17 protein-coding genes, 1 tRNA gene and 1 pseudogene are annotated in these 17,134 nt (G+C 73.7%); 4 read left to right on the top strand and 15 right to left on the bottom strand.

The features are described from left to right. Nucleotides 1-178: 178 nt before the first annotated feature. The 5 genes from BOQ63_RS26310 to BOQ63_RS26290 all read right to left on the bottom strand — a co-directional run bounded on the left by BOQ63_RS26310 (nucleotide 179) and on the right by BOQ63_RS26290 (nucleotide 4,850). Nucleotides 179-853, bottom strand: coding sequence for a response regulator (locus BOQ63_RS26310; protein WP_072655074.1), 675 nt, complete (start codon nucleotides 851-853; stop codon nucleotides 179-181). Then, nucleotides 846-3,476: an ATP-binding protein gene (locus BOQ63_RS26305; RefSeq protein WP_079183764.1), complete on the bottom strand. Its 2,631-nt coding sequence runs from the start codon at nucleotides 3,474-3,476 to the stop codon at nucleotides 846-848. The genes BOQ63_RS26310 and BOQ63_RS26305 overlap by 8 nt, the downstream gene beginning before the upstream one ends. A 143-nt stretch (nucleotides 3,477-3,619) precedes the next feature. Continuing rightward, a complete protein-coding gene (locus tag BOQ63_RS26300) occupies nucleotides 3,620-4,006 on the bottom strand; it encodes a potassium-transporting ATPase subunit C (RefSeq protein ID WP_079183763.1) in 387 nt (128 codons plus the stop codon). Nucleotides 4,007-4,277: 271 nt separating this feature from the next. Continuing rightward, nucleotides 4,278-4,433: a hypothetical protein gene (locus tag BOQ63_RS26295; RefSeq protein WP_157846558.1), complete on the bottom strand. Its 156-nt coding sequence runs from the start codon at nucleotides 4,431-4,433 to the stop codon at nucleotides 4,278-4,280. Between the two features lie 336 nt (nucleotides 4,434-4,769). Beyond that, nucleotides 4,770-4,850: transfer RNA gene (locus BOQ63_RS26290), tRNA-Tyr, on the bottom strand. Nucleotides 4,851-5,067: 217 nt separating this feature from the next. Here BOQ63_RS26290 and BOQ63_RS26285 point away from each other — a divergent pair. Further along, the gene (locus BOQ63_RS26285) at nucleotides 5,068-5,556 is read left to right on the top strand and encodes a YajQ family cyclic di-GMP-binding protein (protein ID WP_030284153.1); all 489 of its coding nucleotides are present in this window, start codon (nucleotides 5,068-5,070) and stop codon (nucleotides 5,554-5,556) included. A gap of 90 nt (nucleotides 5,557-5,646) precedes the next feature. On the opposite strand, the gene BOQ63_RS26280 is transcribed toward BOQ63_RS26285, so the two are convergent. The 3 genes from BOQ63_RS26280 to BOQ63_RS26270 all read right to left on the bottom strand — a co-directional run bounded on the left by BOQ63_RS26280 (nucleotide 5,647) and on the right by BOQ63_RS26270 (nucleotide 7,120). Next, nucleotides 5,647-6,276, bottom strand: a complete 630-nt coding sequence (locus BOQ63_RS26280) for a hypothetical protein (protein ID WP_030551546.1) — start codon at nucleotides 6,274-6,276, stop codon at nucleotides 5,647-5,649. Between the two features lie 136 nt (nucleotides 6,277-6,412). Then, nucleotides 6,413-6,901, bottom strand: coding sequence for a hypothetical protein (locus tag BOQ63_RS26275; protein ID WP_030284158.1), 489 nt, complete (start codon nucleotides 6,899-6,901; stop codon nucleotides 6,413-6,415). Nucleotides 6,902-6,943: 42 nt separating this feature from the next. Beyond that, nucleotides 6,944-7,120 carry a hypothetical protein gene (locus BOQ63_RS26270; protein WP_157846559.1) on the bottom strand — a complete coding sequence of 59 codons (177 nt, stop codon included), beginning with the start codon at nucleotides 7,118-7,120 and terminating at the stop codon, nucleotides 6,944-6,946. Nucleotides 7,121-7,318: 198 nt separating this feature from the next. On the opposite strand from BOQ63_RS26270, the gene BOQ63_RS26265 reads away from it, so the two are divergent. Together BOQ63_RS26265 and mug are read left to right on the top strand one after the other, a co-directional pair. Further along, entirely contained in the window at nucleotides 7,319-8,317 is a 999-nt protein-coding gene (locus BOQ63_RS26265; protein WP_050366726.1) for a phosphatase PAP2 family protein, read from the top strand. Between the two features lie 17 nt (nucleotides 8,318-8,334). Further along, nucleotides 8,335-8,889, top strand: a complete 555-nt coding sequence (gene mug, locus BOQ63_RS26260; RefSeq protein WP_072655073.1) for a G/U mismatch-specific DNA glycosylase — start codon at nucleotides 8,335-8,337, stop codon at nucleotides 8,887-8,889. On the opposite strand, the gene BOQ63_RS26255 is transcribed toward mug, so the two are convergent. Continuing rightward, on the bottom strand, nucleotides 8,859-9,788 hold the full coding sequence (locus BOQ63_RS26255; RefSeq protein ID WP_072655072.1) for a LysR family transcriptional regulator: 930 nt from the start codon (nucleotides 9,786-9,788) through the stop codon (nucleotides 8,859-8,861). The genes mug and BOQ63_RS26255 overlap by 31 nt on opposite strands. A gap of 146 nt (nucleotides 9,789-9,934) precedes the next feature. On the opposite strand from BOQ63_RS26255, the gene BOQ63_RS26250 reads away from it, so the two are divergent. Beyond that, nucleotides 9,935-10,933: an NADP-dependent oxidoreductase gene (locus BOQ63_RS26250; RefSeq protein WP_072655071.1), complete on the top strand. Its 999-nt coding sequence runs from the start codon at nucleotides 9,935-9,937 to the stop codon at nucleotides 10,931-10,933. An 18-nt stretch (nucleotides 10,934-10,951) separates the two neighbouring features. Here the strand turns inward: BOQ63_RS26250 and BOQ63_RS26245 are convergent, their stop codons facing one another. From BOQ63_RS26245 to BOQ63_RS26220, 6 genes and pseudogenes are all read right to left on the bottom strand, one after another. Further along, the gene (locus BOQ63_RS26245; protein ID WP_030284170.1) at nucleotides 10,952-11,911 is read right to left on the bottom strand and encodes a M48 family metalloprotease; all 960 of its coding nucleotides are present in this window, start codon (nucleotides 11,909-11,911) and stop codon (nucleotides 10,952-10,954) included. 3 nt (nucleotides 11,912-11,914) lie between these two features. Then, a complete protein-coding gene (locus BOQ63_RS26240; RefSeq protein WP_030284173.1) occupies nucleotides 11,915-12,340 on the bottom strand; it encodes a BlaI/MecI/CopY family transcriptional regulator in 426 nt (141 codons plus the stop codon). 188 nt (nucleotides 12,341-12,528) lie between these two features. Beyond that, nucleotides 12,529-12,891: pseudogene (locus BOQ63_RS26235) on the bottom strand (EamA family transporter); the annotation flags it as partial. Then, on the bottom strand, nucleotides 12,892-13,755 hold the full coding sequence (gene htpX / locus BOQ63_RS26230; protein ID WP_030284182.1) for a zinc metalloprotease HtpX: 864 nt from the start codon (nucleotides 13,753-13,755) through the stop codon (nucleotides 12,892-12,894). A 173-nt stretch (nucleotides 13,756-13,928) separates the two neighbouring features. Further along, nucleotides 13,929-15,494, bottom strand: coding sequence for an NADH-quinone oxidoreductase subunit N (locus BOQ63_RS26225; RefSeq protein ID WP_072656362.1), 1,566 nt, complete (start codon nucleotides 15,492-15,494; stop codon nucleotides 13,929-13,931). A 56-nt stretch (nucleotides 15,495-15,550) separates the two neighbouring features. After that, the gene (locus BOQ63_RS26220) at nucleotides 15,551-17,131 is read right to left on the bottom strand and encodes a complex I subunit 4 family protein (protein WP_072655068.1); all 1,581 of its coding nucleotides are present in this window, start codon (nucleotides 17,129-17,131) and stop codon (nucleotides 15,551-15,553) included. Between the last annotated feature and the right edge of the window lie 3 nt (nucleotides 17,132-17,134).

The following is a 17,134-nucleotide window of genomic DNA, read 5'->3' as shown; positions in this document are numbered from 1 at the left end:
GCTTCCCCCACACGGAGCAGGGCCCGCTCGTTCCGGCACCGAACCTACGACCGCGGACCACCGGCCCCGACCGGCCTTGACACCCTCCTGTCGCCCGACGACCGGCTCTTGACGTCTCGTTGACGCAGGGCACGCTCCGGGGCCCGCACTGCGGCACGCCCTACGGCTACGGCGCGTGCTACGGCACGTACCGGTACCCGATCCCCGGCTCGGTGATCAGGTGGCGCGGGCGGGCCGGGTCGGGCTCCAGCTTGCGGCGCAGCCCCGCCAGGTAGACCCGCAGGTAGTTGCCGCGCGTCTCCTGAGCCGGCCCCCACACCTCGCGCAGGATCTGCCGGCCGGGCACCAGCCGGCCGGGGGTGGCGAGCAGCAGGCCGAGGATCCGCCACTCGGTCGGGGTGAGCCGCACCGGGCCGCCCGGGCCGAGCACCGTGGTGGCCGCGAGGTCGACGGTGTGGTCGCCGATCACCGCCCTCTCCGGCGGCACGGCGCCCAGCGGCCGGCGCAGCACCGCCCGTAACCGGGCGAGCAGTTCGTCCATCAGGAACGGCTTGGTGAGGTAGTCGTCGGCGCCCGCGTCCAGGGCGCCGATCCTGTCGGCGGCGTCGGAGCGGCCGGAGAGCACGATGACCGGCATCGTGCTGCGGGTGCGCAGTCCGCGCAGCACGTCCATGCCGTCGAGGTCGGGCAGGCCGAGGTCGAGCAGGACGGCGTCCGGGGCGGAGTGCGCGGCCCGGTCGAGCGCCTCCCCGCCGGTGGCGGCGGTGCGGACGGCGTACTGGCGGGCGCTGAGGTTGATCCGCAGGGTGCGCAGGATGGCCGGTTCGTCGTCGACGATCAGGATCTCACTCATGCGGTGACTCCTCCCCGGTGGCGGAGTGCTCGGCGGTGAAGTGGTCGGTGGTGGAGTGGTCGGTGGTGGAGCGCCCGGCGGTGGTGTGCCCGGCGGCCGCGGGCAGCGTGAGCAGCATGGTGGTGCCGCCCCCGGGGGTGTCCTCGACCTCCAGGCTGCCGCCCATGGCCTCGGCGAGGCCGCGGGAGAGGGCGAGGCCGAGGCCGACGCCGGTGGTGTTGTCGGTGTCGCCGAGGCGCTGGAAGGGCAGGAAGACCCGGTCGCGGTCCTCGGGGGCGATGCCGGGGCCGCGGTCGATCACCCGGACCTCGACCAGGTCGGCGTGGTGGCTGGCGGTGACCAGGACGGGCGCGCCGGGGGCGTTGTGGCGCAGCGCGTTGGTGATCACGTTGGCGAGGACGCGTTCCAGCAGCGGCGGGTCGGCGAGCACCGCCGGCGCTGTGTCGAGGTCCAGCGGCTGGATCGGGGCCTGCGGATCGGACAAGGAGTCCATGGCTCGTACCAGCATCTCCTCGAGTGAGGTCGGCGCCAGGTGCAGGGTGAGCGCGCCGGCCTGGAGGCGGCTCATGTCGAGCAGGTTGTCGACCAGCCGGGTGAGTTTGACCAGTGACTCGTCGGCGGTGGCGAGGAGTTCGGCCTGGTCCTCGGGCGAGAACTCGACGTCGGGGCTGCGCAGCGAGCCGACCGAGGCGCGGGCGGCGGCGAGCGGGGTGCGCAGGTCGTGGCTGACGGCGGCGAGCAGGGCGGTGCGCATCCGGTCGGCGGCCTTGATCGGCTCCACCTCGGCGGCGACCACGGCCAGCCGGTCGCGTTCCAGCGCGGCGGCGACGTGGGCGGCGAAGGCGGTGAGCACCCGCTGGTCGGCGGCGGGCAGCCGGCGGCCGGTGAGGACCAGGACGGCGTCGGCGCCGACCGGGACCTCGGTGATCTCGTGCGGCGTCTCCTCGTCGTCCGGGTGCTCGGCGGCTGCCCGGTCCGCACAGTGGGCGAGAACCTCGCCGTCGGAGCGGGAGAGCAGCGCGACGGTCCGCATGCCGAAGGCCGTCCTGGACTTCTCCAGCAGGGCGGGTAGGGCGTCGGCGCCGCGCAGCACGCTGCCGGCCAGGGTGGAGAGGGTCTCGGCCTCGGCGGTGGCGCGGGCGGCCCGGCTGGTGAGCCGGCCGGCGTGGTCGACCACGGTGGAGACGGCGAGCGCGATGGCGGCGAAGACCACCAGGGCGACGATGTTGTTGGTCTCGCCGATGGTCAGGCTGTGGATCGGCGGGATGAAGTAGTAGTTCAGCAGCACCGAGGCGATGAACGCGGCCAGCAGAGCGGACATGGCGCCGCCGAGCAGGGCGACGATGACCACGCCGAGCTGGAAGATCAGCGCGTCGGTGGTGAGGTTGATGCTGGCGTGGGCCTGGGAGAGCACGGCGGTGAGCAGCCAGGGCAGCACGAATCCGGCGGCGTAGCCGGCGATGGTGCGGCGCTTGGAGTGGCGGCGGCCGAGCGAGGGCAGCTTGCCGCGACCGGTGAACTCGTGGGTGACCATGTGGACGTCGATGTCCTCGGAGGCGTCCACGGTGGTCTGCCCGGTGCCGGGGCCGGTGAGGAAGCGGCTGATCCGGCCTCGGCGGCTGGTGCCCAGCACCAGCTGGGTGGCGTCGTGGGCGCGGGCGAAGGCGAGCAGCGCGGTGGGGACGTCGTCGCCGACCACCACGTGGTAGCTGCCGCCGAGGGCCTCCACCAGCTGCCGCTGCTGGGCGAGCGCGCCGGAGGAGGCGCCGGCCAGGCCGTCGCTGCGGGAGACGTGGACGGCCAGCAGGTCGCCGCCGGCGGTGCGGTCGGCGATCCGGGCGGCGCGGCGGATGATCGTCTCGCCCTCGGGGCCGCCGGTGAGGGCGACCACCACCCGTTCACGGGTTTCCCAGACACGGTCGATGCGGTGGTCGGCCCGGTAGTCGCGCAGTCCCTCGTCCACCCGGCCGGCCACCCAGAGCAGGGCGAGTTCGCGCAGGGCGGTCAGGTTGCCGACCCGGAAGTAGTTGGAGAGCGCGGCGTCCACCTTCTCGGCCTTGTAGACGTTGCCGTGGGCCATCCGCCGGCGCAGCGCCTGCGGGGCCATGTCGACGAGTTCGATCTGGTCGGCCCGGCGGACCACCTCGTCCGGGACGGTCTCGCGCTGCGGGATGCCGGTGATCTTCCGGACGACGTCGTTCAGCGATTCCAGGTGCTGGATGTTGACGGTGGTGATGACGTCGATCCCGGCGGCGAGCAGTTCCTCGACGTCCTGCCAGCGCTTGGCGTGCCGGCCGCCGGGGATGTTGGTGTGCGCCAGCTCGTCGACCAGGACGACGGACGGGCGGCGGGCGAGCACCGCGTCGAGGTCCATCTCCTCGAACTCGGCCCCGCGGTAGGAGCGGTGGACCCGCGGCAGGACCTCCAGACCCTCCAACATCCGCCGGGTGTGCTGGCGCCCGTGGGTCTCGATGTACCCGACCACGACGTCGGCCCCGCGTTCCTGTCTGCGCCGCGCCTCGTCCAGCATCCGGTAGGTCTTGCCGACCCCCGGGGCGGAACCGAGGTACACCCTCAGCCGACCGGTGCGGACGCCGGAGCCGGGTGTGAAGTCGCGGGCCATGGGCACTGCTTCTTTCCATCGGGAGGTGACGGCTGGTCGGTACGCGTCGGCGGACACGGGGCCGCCGACCCGGGCGCGGAGGCATCCTCCCCCGCCCGGGTCGGCCCGGTCACCCTGGTATGTCGTGGGGTGTCACCGTTCGGTCACCTCTGCTCGCTGATCGCCTTGTTGAGCAGGACGACGTTGACGCCCTCGTCGCCGAGGAAGCCGAGCGAGTGGCCTTCGGTGTAGTTGTCGACGAGCTTGGCGACCGTCTCGACCGGCAGCTTGCGCTCCTTGGCGATCCGGTTGACCTGCTCCTTGGCGTAGGCCACCGAGATGTGCGGGTCGAGGCCGGAGCCGGAGGCGGTCAGCGCGTCGGCCGGGACGCTCGCCGGGTCCACGCCGTCGAAGGCGGCGACGGCGGCGCGGCGGTCGTTGACGGCCTTGAGCAGGTCCTCGCTGTTCGGGCCCAGGTTGGAGGCGCCGGAGTTGTCACCGGCGTAGTTGTTGGCGGAGGGCCGGGGCTGGAACCACTTCGGGTCCGGCACCGGGTCCTCCTTCGGGTCGTCACCCGTGGTTGAACCGGAAGGGGCACGGCTCCGCCCACCCCCGGCGCCTCCGTGCGGCGCCGGCGGACGACCGGCAGATGCAGCAAACCAGCCGTCAAGGGCGCGTTCAGGAGGCCCTGACGCCCTCCATACGGGCGCGGGCCGGTCGTTGACGGGACCTTGACGCGCGGGGGTGGTGGGACGACGAACGGCCCCGGACGGCGGTTCGCCGTCCGGGGCCGTACGCGGCTTCCCCCTGCTTCCCCGCCGGTCAGCTCCGCATCCGAAGTCGGCGGACCACCGCGTCGGCGTGCCGGCGCAGGGCGCGGTCGATCACGGCGCCGCTCCGGTTCTGCCGCGCGCACTGCCACCAGTGGGCGGGCTCCACCTCGGGGATCAGCACGGTGAGCCGGGTGATCGCCGTCACGGGAACCACCAGCACGCTGCGCCGCCGAGTCACCGCGCCCGACGCCACCCGTCCCCCATGCGTTCCTGATGCCGCCGCCGGAGGCCTTCACGCGTACCCACGACGGGGACCGTACGGCGGGAGGGGCTGTTGGCGGGGGTGGGCGAAGCCGTTGTCCCGGCGGGCGCCGGTTGGGAAGACGATCAGCTCGAAAGGACTCCCACCCCCGGCCCCCACTCTGCTGCCCAATCACCGTAATTGCAAGCTATACGCAATAACTGCCCCCGGCGGCATCCGGACGCACGAAAAGACCCCCGATCCGCGTTTCCGCAGATCGGGGGCCGTTTCTCTATCCTGTGGCTGGTGCAGGGTTCGAACCTGCGTAGCTTGCGCGACAGATTTACAGTCTGCTCCCTTTGGCCGCTCGGGCAACCAGCCAGGATTGTCGTCTCGCCGGGCTCTCGCCCCGCTCGACTTGGTAAACCATACCTGATCCCCGGGGGTGTTCCGCCACTCGATAGATCACGCGATGATCAAGGACCGCGGCGCGACTGTCACGGGCGGGGCCGGGGTGGCGCTGGATAGGCTTGGGCGGCGGGCGCCCGCTGGGGCGGGCCGTGCCAGTGAAGCCAGAGCATCAAGGAGACCAACACCCATGGCCGACTCCAGTTTCGACATCGTCTCGAAGGTCGAGTGGCAGGAGGTCGACAACGCGATCAACCAGACCTCCCGTGAGATCGCCACCCGCTTCGACTTCAAGGGCGTGGGCGGCGAGATCAGCCGCTCCGGCGAGAAGATCGAGATGAAGGCCAACGGCGAGGAGCGCGTGCGGGCCATCCTGGACGTGCTGCAGACGAAGTTCGTCAAGCGCGGCCTCTCGCTGAAGGCTCTGGACGCCGCCGAGCCGCAGCTGTCCGGCAAGGAGTACAAGATCTTCGCGAACATCAAGGAGGGCATCACCACGGAGGATGCCAAGAAGGTCGCGAAGATCATCCGGGACGAGGGTCCGAAGGGCGTCAAGGCCCAGGTCCAGGGCGACGAGCTGCGCGTCAGCTCCAAGAGCCGCGACGATCTGCAGACCGTCCAGGCCCTGCTCAAGGGCAAGGACCTGGACTTCGCGATCCAGTTCGTGAACTACCGCTAGTCGACCCGCCGCTCCCCCGTCCGCGGGGACGCGACGGCACGGCCCCGCTCCCGATTCGGGGGCGGGGCCGTTCGCGTCGGCCGGGGTCGGTCAGCCGGCGGCGGGCCGAAGTTGGGCGGCAGCGGCCAGGGCCTGCGCCTGGGCGCGCAGGGCGTCGAGCTGCCCAGGGAGGCCGGCGGATGCGGAGCCGGGCTGCGCGGACGGGGCGGGGGCGTTCGCCGGTGTTGCCATCGGCTGGAGTTGGCCGATCAGCTTCTGCAGCAGGCTCTGCAGTGAGGCGACGAGCTGCTGGACGGCGCCGCCGAGCTCGGGGACGGTGGAGGTCACCGTGGAGATCAGGCCGGTGATCTGCTTGACGAGGTCTCCGACCGCCCCGAGGGGGGCCGTGCTCGGATCCGCTGCGGCCGGGACGGCGGGGAGCGTGGGAAGCGCGGAGAGGGTCGGGTCGGCCGGAGCACCGGGGACCGCGGGCAGTGTGGGCACCGCCGGTTCGTCGGCCTGGCCGACGGGGAGGCCCGGGAGCGCCGGGTCGGCGGCCGGGAGGGTGGTCGGCGGTGCCGGGACCGTGACCGGGACGACCGGGAGGACAGCAGCGGTCGGGGCGGCGACGGTGGATCGGGAGGCCGCGGCTCCGTGGTCGGCGGCAGTGGCGGACACCGTGGCGACCATGGTCAGCGCGAGGGCTGCGGTCAGCAGGGCGGCCATCCGGGTGGCACGCACGAGTGCTGCTTCCTGTCGACGTGGGTCAGGCGAGATCGCCTGACCCACACCGTGCGGTCGCCGTCCGGGCGCAGCCACCGCAGGTACGCCGAACGGCGGCGCGTCTCCTCTCGACCCGCCGTCGGCTCCCGCGGACTCAGCCCGTCGCCCAGCCCGCGGTGCTGCGGTGCGCCCCCAGCCCGACCGAGTCGAACTCGTCCACCCGCCCCGGCTCGACGTGTCCGCCGAGGCACCGCAGGGCCCGGGAGATCGGGGTGCCCTCGGCCGGCGAGGGCTCGGAGTCGCCGCTGGTGAGCGGCCCGAGGACGACCCGGCCGTCCGACCAGACGGCGGCGCGCTGGGTGCCGCTGCCGCCGAAGTACTCGGCCTCGACGCAGGCGATCGGACCGGCCTTGGACCAGGCGGCGATCCGGAGTTCGAAGCCGTCGGAGTGCCAGCCGAACCCCGCCCCACCGGCGGGTTTGGGCACGGCGGCGTCGCCCTGGAGTGCGGACAGCACGGCGGAGGTGAGCGGGATCAGTGCCAGCCCCTGCGCCAGCGGCACCACCCGGGCCGCCGGCACTTCCGCGGCCGCCACCGTCAGCAGCTCCAATGTGCCCATCAGCGCCTGGAGTTCATACGACATGCCGGACATGCTGTCCCACCGCACCGACAGTCGGCGCGGAATTTATGATTCCGTGCCCGGCCGGAGGCCGTAGAGGAGGGTGAAGAGGGTCACGTCCACGGCGTCGTCGGCCGTACTCGGACCTTCCGCGGTCAGCTCGTCGAGGAGTTCCTTGAGCCGGACCTGCAGCCGGGCCAGCCGCTCCGGTTCGAGCCGCAGCGAGAAATCGGCCCGTCGCACTGGCCTCGATCGCCGGGGTGCTCGCCGCCGCCCTGCTGCCCGCGACCACGAGCCGCACGCTGCGCCGCGCCGCCTGGCCCGTCCGCACGGTTCCGGGACCTTTGCCCGGTCAGATTTGACCCAACCGTGGGATTTTCTTACGGGCTGGTCATAGTTCACCCAGAGTCCTTCAAGCTTCCGTTGCTAGTTTCGGTGAGCATGACGAAGCTGCTCAGCCCGGCCCCACCGTCCCCGGTGCGGGCCGGACGACTGCGCCCGGTGTCCGACCGCGACCGCCGAACCGGCCTGTCGAGACTGCGTCTGCTGGCCTGGCCGGCCTATCTGACCGCCTTCGTCTGGTTCGTGGCCACCCAGGGCATGGCCTTCGCCAATGACGTGGTGTTCCTCTGGCTGATCGGCGCCCTGCTGACCGCCGCCGTCCACAGCGGCCACGGCGGGCGCGGCTTCCTCCTGGTGCTGCGCGACTGGATCCCGGTGATGGCCGTGGTCTGGGTCTACTCCCTGCTGCGCGGCTACGGCGCCCAGACCCCCTGGGCCCCGCACTGGCTGCCCCAGCTGCGCGCCGACGAGCTGCTCGGCTCCGGCGAGACCTGGACCGTACGGCTCCAGCAGGCCCTCTACACCCCGGGCTCACCGCACTGGTACGACTACGCCGCGACGGCCGTCTACCTCTCCCACTTCCTCGTGGTCTTCGTCCTGCTCGCCGTGCTCTGGCGGCGCTCCCACCGGCGCTTCCGGCAGTTGCTCGCCTGCTACTTCACGCTGACCTTCGCCGGCTTCGCCACCTACCTGCTCTACCCGGCCGACCCGCCGTGGCTGGTCGCCCAGCAGGGCAACCTGCCGCCGCTGCACCGGGTGGTCTGGGAGACCATCTCCGCCATGGGCCTGCCGCAGGCCGACTCCCTGCTGGAGAACGGCAGTCAGTTCGCCAACGACGTCGCCGCGATGCCCTCGCTGCACTCCGCCTACCCGGCGATGCTGCTGTTCCTGTTCTGGCCGGCCGCCGGGCGCACACTGCGGGCGCTGCTGGTCGCCTATCCGCTCGCGATGGCGTTCACCCTGGTCTACGGCGCCGAGCACTTCATCGTCGACGTCCTCGTCGGCTGGACGTACGCGGCCGTGGTCGTCTTCGGCCTGCGCCTGCTGCGCAACCGCCGTACGGCGCGGGCGGCGGCCGAGGCAGACTTGGCCGGGTGAAGCCGAAGCCACCACCGATGAGGCCGACCCCCGAGCAACTGCGGGCCGCCCAGGGCACCACCATCCCCGACGTCACCGGCCCCGGACTGAGGGTGCTGTTCTGCGGCATCAACCCGGGGCTGTGGTCCGGGGCCACCGGGCACCACTTCGCCCGCCCCGGGAACCGCTTCTGGCCCGCCCTGCACCGCTCCGGCTTCACGGTGCGCCAGTACCGCCCGGACGAGCAGGGCGAGCTGCCCGCCCTCGGCCTCGGCATCACCAACGTCGCCCCGCGCACCACCGCCAAGGCGGACGAGCTCACCGCCGAGGAGCTGCGCGAGGGCGGCGCGGCGCTGCGCGAACGCGTGCTGCGGCTGCGGCCCCGTGTCCTCGCGGTGCTCGGCATCGGTGCCTACCGGACGGCCTTCGGCAAGCGGCAGGCCGCGATCGGCCGCCAGCCGGAGGGCATCGGCGACACCGAGGTGTGGGTCCTGCCCAACCCGAGCGGCCTCAACGCCCACTACCCCCTGGACGCGCTGGCCGCCGAGTTCCGCAAGCTCCGTCAGAGCGTCGAGGGCGCGGACACTCCCTGAGCGGCGGTCACCCCGGCCGGCAGCGGCAGCTCGCGCAGCTCGCGGATCAGCGCCCGGACGGCTGGGGTCCCGGCCAGCTCGGGCGTGGTCACGTACCCGACGAAGCGGCTGGGCGGGCGGGGGCCGAGGTCGGTGACGGCCAGTCCGGGCGGGGCGCCGAGCAGCGCCGTCCGGGGCATGATCGCCATGCCGAGCCCCTGGGCGACCAGCGAGAGCGCCACCGTGTCGTCCTCCGCGTCGACGGTCGCGGGCGGCAGCCAGTCCTGCCGCTGCCACCAGTCCCTGGTGTAGGAGTCGCAGTTCTCCGCCCAGTCGACCAGCGGCAGCCGGCGGGGCTCCGGGTGGTCCTGGGGGTGCGCGAGCGCGTACGACTCCCGGTACAGCCGGACGGCGACCAGGCCGGGGACGGGCGGCGGGCCGCCGGCGTCCAGGGTGGCCAGCCCCAGGTCGGCGCGCCCGTCGGCGACCTCCCCCGCGGTGCCCCGGCCGAGTTCCCGGACGATCCGCACGTGCGGGGTGAGCCCGGGGTGATCGGCGGCCAGCCGGGCCAGCACCGGCGGCAGCAGGTGGGCGGCGGCGCTCCGGAAGGCGGCGATCCGCAGCGTCCCGGTCACCGGCCCAACCGCCCCGGCACCGGCACCGCGCACCTCGGGGCCCATCACGGTCAGCAGCCGCAGGATCCGACGGGCGTACCCGACAGCCCGCGCGCCGGCCTCGGTGGGGCGTGCGCCGTGGCGCCCACGGTCGAAGAGCACCGCGCCGAGCTTCCGCTCGCAGGCGCGCACGGCGTGCGAAACGGCGGACTGGGTGGTGTCCAGGCGCGCGGCGGCCGCCGTGAAGCTCCGCTCCTCGTCGACGGCGACCAGGACGCGCAGCTCGTGCGGGGCGAGATCGGTCATGCGGCGAACCTACCGGCATCCATCGACGCCGCTCATGGAACCCCCCGTTCCATCGACGCCGGCCCCTGCTCGGCCGCTCCCGGGCTCCCTACGGTGGGCACGTCCCACCGCACCCCACCCGCACCCACCCGTACGGAGCACCGCCGATGTCCCGCCCCACCGCCCGCGTCGTCCACCTCGTCTCCCGCCCCTCGGGCGCGCCGAGCGCCGAGAACTTCGCCTTCGTCGACGAGCCCGTCCCGGCCCTGGTCGCCGGCGAGGCCCTCGTCGAGAACCTCTACCAGTCGGTCGACCCGTACATGCGCGAGGAGATGGAGGAGGGCGGCTGGGAGCTGCACGCCCCGCTGGAGGGCCGCACCCTCGGCCGGGTGGTGGAGACCCGGGCCGACACGCTGCCGGTCGGCGCCCTGGTCTTCCACCGGCAGGCCTGGCGCACCCACTCCGTGGTCACCGCCGAGCGCGCCCACCTGCTGCCCGACTTCGCCGGCGTCCCGCTCAGCGCCCACCTGTCGGTCCTCGGCGGCACCGGGCTGTCCGCCTGGGTCGGTCTGACCAGGATCGCCCGGCTCCGGCCCGACGAGACCCTGTTCGTCTCGGCGGCGGCCGGGGGCGTCGGCACCGCCGCCGGCCGGATCGCCCGACTGCTCGGCGCCGGACTGGTCATCGGCAGCACCGGCTCCGCCGCCAAGGCCGCCCACCTCACCGAGCACCTCGGCTTCGACGCCGCCTTCGACTACCACGACGGCCCGATCGCCGACCGCCTGCGCGAGGCCGCGCCGGACGGGCTGCACGTCTACCTGGACAACGTCGGCGGCGACCACCTGGAGGGCGCGATCAGCGCGATGCGCGACCGCGGCCGGATCGCCTGGTGCGGCGCCGTCGCCCAGTACAACAACCTCCAGGACCCGCCGGCCGCGCCGCGCAACCTGTACGACGTCGTCGGCAAGAACCTGCGGCTGGAGGGCTTCCTGGTCCGCGACCACCTGGACGCCCGCCCCGAGCTGTACGACTTCCTCGTCCCGCACCTGCGCTCCGGCGCCCTCGTCCCGGACGAGACCGTCGTGGACGGCTTCGACCGCGTGGTGGAGGCCTTCCTCGGCATGCTGCGCGGCGCCAACACCGGCAAGATGATCGTCCGGATCTGAGCCTACGGGCCCACAGGCCTACAGCGGGGTGACGGCCTTCAGCACCACCAGCAGGGCCACCGCCGCGTTGAGCGCGCACAGCGCCGAGGCCGCCGTACCGGCCGCGGCCACCATCGCCGCCAGGCCCGCCGGGGTCTTGGCCGGCGGCCAGTTGCGGGCCGTCGGCACCGGGCCGAGCAGCGCGGCCACCCGGCGCGGCACCGGGCCGGGCTGGGCGGCGGCCGGGGCGGCGAAGGCGGCGAAGCCCGGCGCCGGGGCGGCGTGCGAGACCAGCGCCGCGCGGGCCACCGCCCGGGCGGTGATCCGCCGGTCCCCGACCGCCTGGGCCGACTCCTCGTCCGCCCACCGCTCCGCGCTGAAGGCCACCGCCGCCTGGAGCGGCCGCAGGAAGGGGTTGACGCAGGCGGCGAGCTGGGTGGTCAGCAGGTAGCGGTGGTGGCGGTGGCGCAGGTGCGCCCGCTCGTGCGCGAGCAGCGCCTCCCGCTCGTCCTCGGCCAGCCCGTCCAGCATCCCGGTGGAGACCACCACCCGCCCGGGCGAGCCGGGCAGCGCGTAGGCGTACGGGTTGCGGTCCGGCAGCACCGCGAGGCCCTCCTCCCCGGCCGACCCCTCGGGCAGCCCGGCCAGCGCCCGCCGGGCGCGGGAGCGGACCCGCAGGTGCCGCACGACCGTCCGGCAGCAGGTGAACGCCACCAGCACCAGCAGCCACATCGCGGCCGTGCCGACCGTCTCGTGGTACGGCAGCGCGTGCCGCACCACCGGGTCCGACCAGCTGTCCGGCAGCGGGTTGCCCGGGATCTGCGCGGTGCCCACCACGCCGATCAGGCCCAGGCAGAGCACGCTGCACACCGCCATCACGGCGCTGATCACCGTCATCAGCCGGGCCGCACCGCGCGGGTGCAGGTGCTGCTCGGTCAGGCGGGCGATCGGCACCGCGGTCAGCGGCAGGATGAGCGGGAGGAAGACGAAGAAGCCCACGGATCAGCTCTCACGGTCGGCCGCTGCCGGATCCGCGGACGCGGCGTCCAACAGCGCCCGCAGCAGTTCCTCGTCGTGCGGCAGCAGCGCGGTGACGAAACTGGCGAGGACGGCGTCCCGGTCCGCCTCGCCGTCGAGCATCCGGCGCATCCTCAGCGCGGCCAGCCCGGCGGCGTCGGAGGAGGCCTGCCACAGGTACGAGCGGCCGGAGCGGCTCCGGGAGACGGCGTTCTTGGCATGCAGCCGGGACAGGATGGTCATCACCGTGGTGTACGCGAGATCGCCCTCCAGGCGTTCCTGGACCCACCCCGCGCTGGCCGGGCCGGGCGCCTGCTGGAGCACCGCCAGCACCTGCGCCTCCAGCTCGCCCTGGCCGCGCCTGCGGGCCGGCGCGTCCCCGGACGCCGGGGCGTGCCTCTCGTCTGCCATGACGGCCCACTCCCTCCGGATGCCGCGCCCCGGACCGACGCGGGGCGCGGGCTCATCCTAACGAGCGGAAGGCTCCTCCGGACGGCTCACCGCGAGGGTTCGCGGGCGCACGACACCGCCCGGGAGCCTGCGGAGCGAGTCCCGGGCGTGTCCCGGGCGTGCCCCGGAACGTGTCCGGCAGACACGTCCTAGACCCGGGCCCGCTGGGTGACCGCGATGCAGAGCAGCACCACCACCGCCGTCACCGGCGCCGCCACCGGCAGGTCCTCCCCCAGCAGCAGCACCGACCAGAGCAGCGTCAGCAGCGGCTGGGCGAGCTGCAGCTGGCTGGCCCTCGGCACGCCGATCGCGGCCATCCCCCGGTACCAGAGCACGAACCCGCCGAACTGCGAGACCGCCGCTACGTACGCCAGCCCGGCCAGCGCCTTCGCGCCGAGGTGCACCGGCTCCGCGGCCAGCCCGTACCCGGAGGTCAGCAGCATCGCGGGCAGCGCGGTCACCACCGCCCAGGCGATCACCCGGGCCCCCGGGAGCTCCCGGGACAGCCGCCCTTACCCCCGGTACCCCGCCATCCGCTCCAGCCGGGCGATCCGCTCGGCCATCGGCGGGTGGGTGGAGAACAGCCGGGCGCCGGCCTCGCCCGGGCGGAAGGGGCTGGCGATCATCATGTGGCTCGCGGTCTGCAGCTGGGGCTCCGGCGGGAGCGGAAGCTGGCGGGTGCCGGCGTCGAGCTTGCGCAGGGCGCTGGCGAGGGCGAGCGGGTCACCGGTGCTCCGGGCGCCGTCGGCGTCGGCCTGGTACTCGCGGGATCGGCTGACCGCCATCTGGATCAGTCCGGCGGCGATCGGCCCGAGGATCATGATGGCGAGCATCCCGAACAGCCCGGGGCCGTCGTCGTCCTCGCTCCGGCCGAACGGGATCAGCCAGGCGAAGTTCACCAGGAACATCACCACCGAGGCCAGCGCCCCGGCGACCGAGGAGATCAGGATGTCCCGGTTGTAGACGTGGCTCAGTTCGTGCCCGAGCACGCCCCGCAGCTCGCGGTCGTCCAGGATCTGCAGGATGCCCTCGGTGCAGCAGACCGCCGCGTTGCGCGGGTTGCGGCCGGTCGCGAAGGCGTTCGGGGCCGGGGTCGGGGAGATGTAGAGCCGGGGCATCGGCTGGCGGGCCGAGGTGGAGAGCTCGCGCACGATCCGGTACAGCCCCGGCGCCTCGAACTCGCTGACCGGGCGGGCCCGCATGGCCCGCAGCGCGATCCGGTCGCTGTTCCAGTAGGCGTAGGCGTTGGTCCCGAGGGCGACCAGCAGGGCGACCACGAAGCCGGTCCGGCCGAAGAAACTGCCGATCACCAGGATCAGCGCCGAGAGGCCACCGAGCAGGACGGCGGTCCTCAGTCCGTTGTGCCGGCTGTGCACGTCAGGCCCTCCAGTGGTGCGGTGGGGAAGCCCTTTCCGCCTCGTCCCTCTTGCCCGGTCAACGGGTGGGGCCGGGGACCTTGTTCCCTTGTGACGGACGCGACACCACCGCGCCGCCGCCGCACCACCCGGACGGCCCCGGGCCGACGACTGCGCTCGGCCCGGGCCCGGGCTCAGAACAGACTGCCGCCGGCGACCTGGAGGACCAGCTGCGGGGCGACCGACAGCACCACCGCCGCCGAGGCGGTGAGCCCCAGCGTGGCGGTCAGGCTGACCGGCAGCCGGGCCCCGGCACCGTCCGCGACCGCCGCCGGGTCGGCCGGGGTGAACAGCCGGGCCGTCCACAGCAGGTAGTAGTACAGGGCGACGACCACGTTGACGGCCATCACCACGGCCAGCCACCCCAGCCCGGCGTCCACCGCCGCGCGGAACACCACGACCTTGCCGAACAGGCCGATCACGCCCGGCGGCAGCCCGGCCAGGCAGAGCAGGAAGAAGGCCATCGCGAGCGCCGTCCAGCGGTTGCGGGCGAACAGGCCGCGGAAGTCGTCCACGCTGGTCCCGGCCCGACGGCCGACGGCGGCGACCACCCCGAAGGCGCCGAGGTTCACCACGCCGTAGATCAGCGCGTACGCGGCGGTCGCACCGAGCGGGTCGGCACCGGTGGGCGCGTACCCGGCGGCGGCGAGCGGCACCAGCAGGTACCCGGCCTGGCCGACCGAGGACCAGGCGAGCAGCCGCACCGCGCTGTACCGGGTGTCGAAGCGCTGCCGCAGCGCGCCGACGTTGCCGACGGTCATGGTGACGGCCGCCAGCACGGCGAGCGCCAGGCCCCAGGTGTGGGCGTACGGGCGGAACGCGACGGTGGTGGCGAGCGCCAGACCGGACAGGCCGGCCGCCTTGCCGACCACCGAGAGGTAGCCGGCCACCGGCAGCGGGGCGCCGGTGTAGGTGTCGGGCACCCAGAAGTGGAACGGGACGGCGGCGACCTTGAAGGCGAAGCCGACCAGGGTCAGCACGGCCCCGGCCTCGGCCAGCGGCTTGAGCTGGCCGGGCGCGTGCTCCAGGCCCTGGGCGACGGCGCCGAGGTGCAGGCTGCCGCTCGCCGCGTAGACGAAGCCGATGCCGAGCAGCATCACGGCGGTCGCGGTCACCGAGGAGACGAAGAACTTGAGCGCGGCCTCCGCGCCCCGCCCGTCCCGGCGCAGCGCGACCAGGGCGAACGCGGGCAGCGAGGCGACCTCCAGGGCGATCACCATGGTGGCGAGGTCGCGGGAGGCCGGCAGCAGGGCGGCGCCGGTGGCGCTGGAGAGCAGCAGGAACCAGTACTCGCCGCCCGGCAGCCGCTCCTTCTCGACCGTGTGCATCGACAGCAGGGCCGCGATCAGCGCGCCGCCGAGGGCGAGCAGCTGGAACACCAGGGCGAAGTGGTCGGCGACGTAGGAGCAGCCGGCCGCGGCAGGGCCGCCGACCGGCGGAGTGTCAGTGGCCGCTGCTACGTTCCGGACACAGAAGGTCGCTCGGGGTGACCCACTGGTCAGCGGGAGGAGTGCGATGAGGGCGAGGGCGAGTCCGGCCGCGGCGAGGCGGCCGAGCCACTTCTTGTGCCGCTCGGGCAGGAACAGGTCGGTGACCAGCACCGCGAGGGCGGCCACGGCGGCGATCAGCGGGGGCGCGATCGCCACCCAGTCCACGGACTGGATCAGGCTGCCCGGGTTGGCTACGGCGAGGGAGGTCACAGTGTGCTGCCCCGTGGAGTGAGGTCCGAGTGCGGCGGTGTGGGCTGCGAGCACGGTCAGCCACCCCCGAGGAGGTGCTTGACGGCAGGGTCGGAGAGGCCGAGCAGGAGAGCGGGCCACAGCCCGGCCACCAGGGTGAGCGCGGCCAGCGGCGTCCAGCTGACGGCCTCGTACGGGCGCAGGTCGGGCAGCCGGTCCACCGGTGCGGGCTGCGCGGGGTCGCCCATGCAGACGCGCTTGACCACGATCAGCAGGTACGCGGCGGTGAGGAGGGTGCCGAGGCCGGCCAGGACCATGTAGGTGACGAAGGCGGGGCGCGACAGGCCGGCGGCCGGGTCGAAGGCGCCGAACATGGCGAGCAGTTCGCCCCAGAAGCCGGCCAGCCCGGGCAGGCCGAGGCTGGCGACGGCGGCGAAGGCGAGCAGCGCGCCGATCCGGGGTGCCCGCCCGTACAGGGCGGCGCCGGTGGCGCCGGAGAGGGTGTCGAGGTCCGCCGTGCCGTAGCGGTCCTTGAGCGCGCCGACGACGAAGAACAGCAGACCGGTGATCAGACCGTGGGCGATGTTGGCGAACAGCGCCCCGTTGACGCCCACCGGGGTGAGGGAGGCGATGCCCAGCAGCACGAAGCCCATGTGGCCGACGGAGGAGTACGCGATCAGGCGCTTGAGGTCGCCCTTGGATCCGGGGCGGGCGAGCGCCAGGCAGGCCAGCGAGCCGTAGACGATGCCGACGGCGGCGAAGGCGCCCAGGTAGGGGGCGAGCGTCGCGGTGCCGTCCGGCACGACCGGCAGCAGGACGCGGACCAGACCGTAGGTGCCCATCTTCAGCAGCACGCCGGCGAGCAGCACCGAGCCCACCGTCGGGGCGGCGGTGTGCGCGTCGGGGAGCCAGCTGTGCAGCGGCCAGCCGGGGGCCTTGACCGCCAGCCCGACCATGATCGCCAGCGCGGCGATCACCTGGGTGGTGTGGCTCAGGCCGTGGCCGTGCGCGGCGGCCAGCGCCTGCATGTCGAAGGTGCCGGCCTTGCTGCCGATCAGCAGGAAGCCGAGCAGCATCACGGCCGAGCCGAGCAGCGTGTACAGGATGAACCGGTTGGCGGCCGGGGTCTTCGCGCCGCTCCCCCAGCGGGCGATCAGGAAGTACATCGGGATCAGCACGATCTCGAAGGCCAGGAAGAAGAGCAGGAGGTCCAGGACCGCGAAGGTGGCGAGCATGCCGACTTCGAGGAGCAGGAACAGCCCGACGAAGGCCTGCCCGGAGGGACGGTGCTCGTCAGGGGCTGCGTCCCGGGCCTCCCCGCCCGGCAGCCGCTTCTCCGAGTACAGCGCGCAGAGGAAGGTGAGCAGCGCGGTCAGCACGATCAGCGGCAGCGAGACGCCGTCCACCCCGAGGTGGAAGCGCACGTGCAGGGCCGGGATCCAGGACACGTCGGTGGTGGCCTGCATCCGGGCCGGCGAGCCGTGGTCGAAGCCGGCCGCGAGGGCGACGGAGACCAGGAACACCGCGCCGGTGACCACGGAGTTCAGCCGCAGCGCCCGCCGGTCGGCGACGGCCCGGTCCGGTCCGAACACGGGCGCCAGGGTGAGCGCGGCGCCGAGCAGTGGCAGCACCAGGAGGGCGATGAGGACCGCGTTCATCGG

It is taken from the genome of Streptomyces viridifaciens (assembly GCF_001888885.2).
In the GTDB taxonomy this organism is placed as follows: Bacteria; Actinomycetota; Actinomycetes; order Streptomycetales; family Streptomycetaceae; genus Kitasatospora; species Kitasatospora aureofaciens.
The sequence above is the reverse complement of the archived record's forward strand: the minus strand, read 5'-3'. Positions and strand labels throughout refer to the sequence as shown.